General features: G+C 54.6%; 2 rRNA genes (1 of these 2 cut by a window edge). Both read right to left on the reverse strand.

Going from position 1 to position 2,500, the window contains the following annotated elements:
- Positions 1–117: 117 nt before the first annotated feature.
- A 5S ribosomal RNA gene (gene rrf / locus JYU29_RS18220) occupies positions 118–232 on the reverse strand.
- Positions 233–500: 268 nt separating this feature from the next.
- Positions 501–2,500, reverse strand: a 23S ribosomal RNA gene (locus JYU29_RS18225); it runs 844 nt beyond the window's last position.

Here is a 2,500-nt window from a genome sequence, read left to right on the forward strand (position 1 = left end):
CGGGCTGCTCCACCCCGCGTCACCTGTGCGCGGTCCCTGTCGAGATTTGGGGCCGGAGGTTTGTTGTTCTGTGCTTGTGATGAGAAGGTTTGTTATCTTTTGACATGCGCTTGGCAGACCTGGCAGCGACTTACTCTCCCGCGTCTTGAGACGAAGTACCATCAGCGCTGGAGCGTTTCACGGCCGAGTTCGGAAAGGGATCGGGTGCAGCCACTCCGCAATAACCACCAGGTCGGCAAAGCGCATGTCAAAGGATTGAGAAGCTGGTTGAGGGATTAGGTGAGTAGGCGAATAGGGCAATATGTTTGCTCTGCCTGGCACCTTGAACCCGTCTTTTCTGTTGGAGGCCACAACCTTCCGGACCGCGAGGTCCGCAAGGCCGAATTGGCCGTCGCCGACTTTTCGGCGCCCCGTCCGGAGGATAGCGGCACAAGCCGCGACCATCCGTGAGGACAGATAAGCTGGCCATGCCCATCGCAGATGGGCATTGGCAAATGAGAATGATCAAGCCAATCGAGCTATTAGTACCGGTAAGCTTCATGCATTACTGCACGTCCACACCCGGCCTATCAACGTGGTGGTCTTCCACGGCTCTCAGGGAATACTCGTTTTTAGGTGGGTTTCCCGCTTAGATGCCTTCAGCGGTTATCCCGTCCGAACGTAGCTACCCTGCTATGCGGCTGGCGCCACAACAGGTCCACCAGAGGTTCGTCCATCCCGGTCCTCTCGTACTAGGGACAGATCCTATCAATATTCCTACACCCACGGCAGATAGGGACCGAACTGTCTCACGACGTTCTGAACCCAACTCACGTACCGCTTTAAATGGCGAACAGCCATACCCTTGGGACCTGCTCCAGCCCCAGGATGCGATGAGTCGACATCGAGGTGCCAAACAACCCCGTCGATATGGACTCTTGGGGGTCATCAGCCTGTTATCCCCGGCGTACCTTTTATCCGTTGAGCGATGGCCCTTCCACGCGGGACCACCGGATCACTATGACCGACTTTCGTCTCTGCTCGACTTGTCAGTCTCGCAGTCAGGCAGGCTTATGCCATTGCACTCAGCGAACGATTTCCGACCGTTCTGAGCCCACCATCGCGCGCCTCCGTTACTCTTTAGGAGGCGACCGCCCCAGTCAAACTACCCACCATACACTGTCCCGGGCCCGGATAACGGGTCGCGGTTAGACATCCATATAGATAAGGGTGGTATTTCAAGGATGACTCCACCAAGGCTGGCGCCCTGGCTTCAAAGTCTACCACCTATCCTACACATGCCGACACGAATGCCAGTGTAAAGCTATAGTAAAGGTGCACGGGGTCTTTCCGTCTAACCGCAGGAACCCCGCATCTTCACGGGGAATTCAATTTCACTGAGTCTCTGCTGGAGACAGCGGGGAAGTCGTTACGCCATTCGTGCAGGTCGGAACTTACCCGACAAGGAATTTCGCTACCTTAGGACCGTTATAGTTACGGCCGCCGTTTACTGGGGCTTCGATTCAGAGCTTGCACCCCTCCTCTTAACCTTCCAGCACCGGGCAGGCGTCAGACCCTATACGTCGTCTTGCGACTTCGCAGAGCCCTGTGTTTTTGGTAAACAGTCGCTACCCCCTGGTCTGTGCCACCCTCACAAACTTGCGTTCATAAGGGTCACGCTTCTTCCGAAGTTACGCGTGCAATTTGCCGAGTTCCTTCAGCAGAGTTCTCTCAAGCGCCTTGGTATACTCTACCAGTCCACCTGTGTCGGTTTCGGGTACGGGCTATAAGGAGGAGCTATTTCCTGGGACCGCTTCGAAGCCCAACCAATCCAATAAGGTTGAACAACACACACGATCCGTCACTACCTCCAGGCTCACGAATATTAACGTGATTCCCATCGACTACGCCTTTCGGCCTCGCCTTAGGGGCCGGCTAACCCTGCTCAGATTAACTTTAAGCAGGAACCCTTGGACTTTCGGCGAGAGGGTCTCTCACCCTCTTTATCGTTACTCATGTCAGCATTCGCACTTCTGATATCTCCAGGACCCCTCACAGGTATCCCTTCGCAGACTTACAGAACGCTCCGCTACCGCTTAGCACAAAGTGCTAAACCCAAAGCTTCGGTGTATGGCTTGAGCCCCGTTACATTTTCGGCGCAAAGACCCTTATTTAGACCAGTGAGCTGTTACGCTTTCTTTAAATGATGGCTGCTTCTAAGCCAACATCCTGGTTGTTTTGGGATCCTCACATCCTTTCCCACTTAGCCATAACTTGGGGACCTTAGCTGTTGGTCAGGGTTGTTTCCCTTTCCACGACGGACGTTAGCACCCGCCGTGTGTCTGCCGACTAGTACTCCTCGGTATTCGGAGTTTGGTTAGGTTTGGTAATCCGGTGAGGACCCCTAGCCCATCCAGTGCTCTACCCCCGAGGGTATTCGGTCGACGCTCTACCTAAATAGATTTCGCGGAGAACCAGCTATTTCCGAGTTTGATTGGCCTTTCACCCCTAGCCACAAGTC

This window comes from Tianweitania aestuarii, assembly GCF_018457165.1.
GTDB lineage: Bacteria > Pseudomonadota > Alphaproteobacteria > Rhizobiales > Rhizobiaceae > Tianweitania > Tianweitania aestuarii.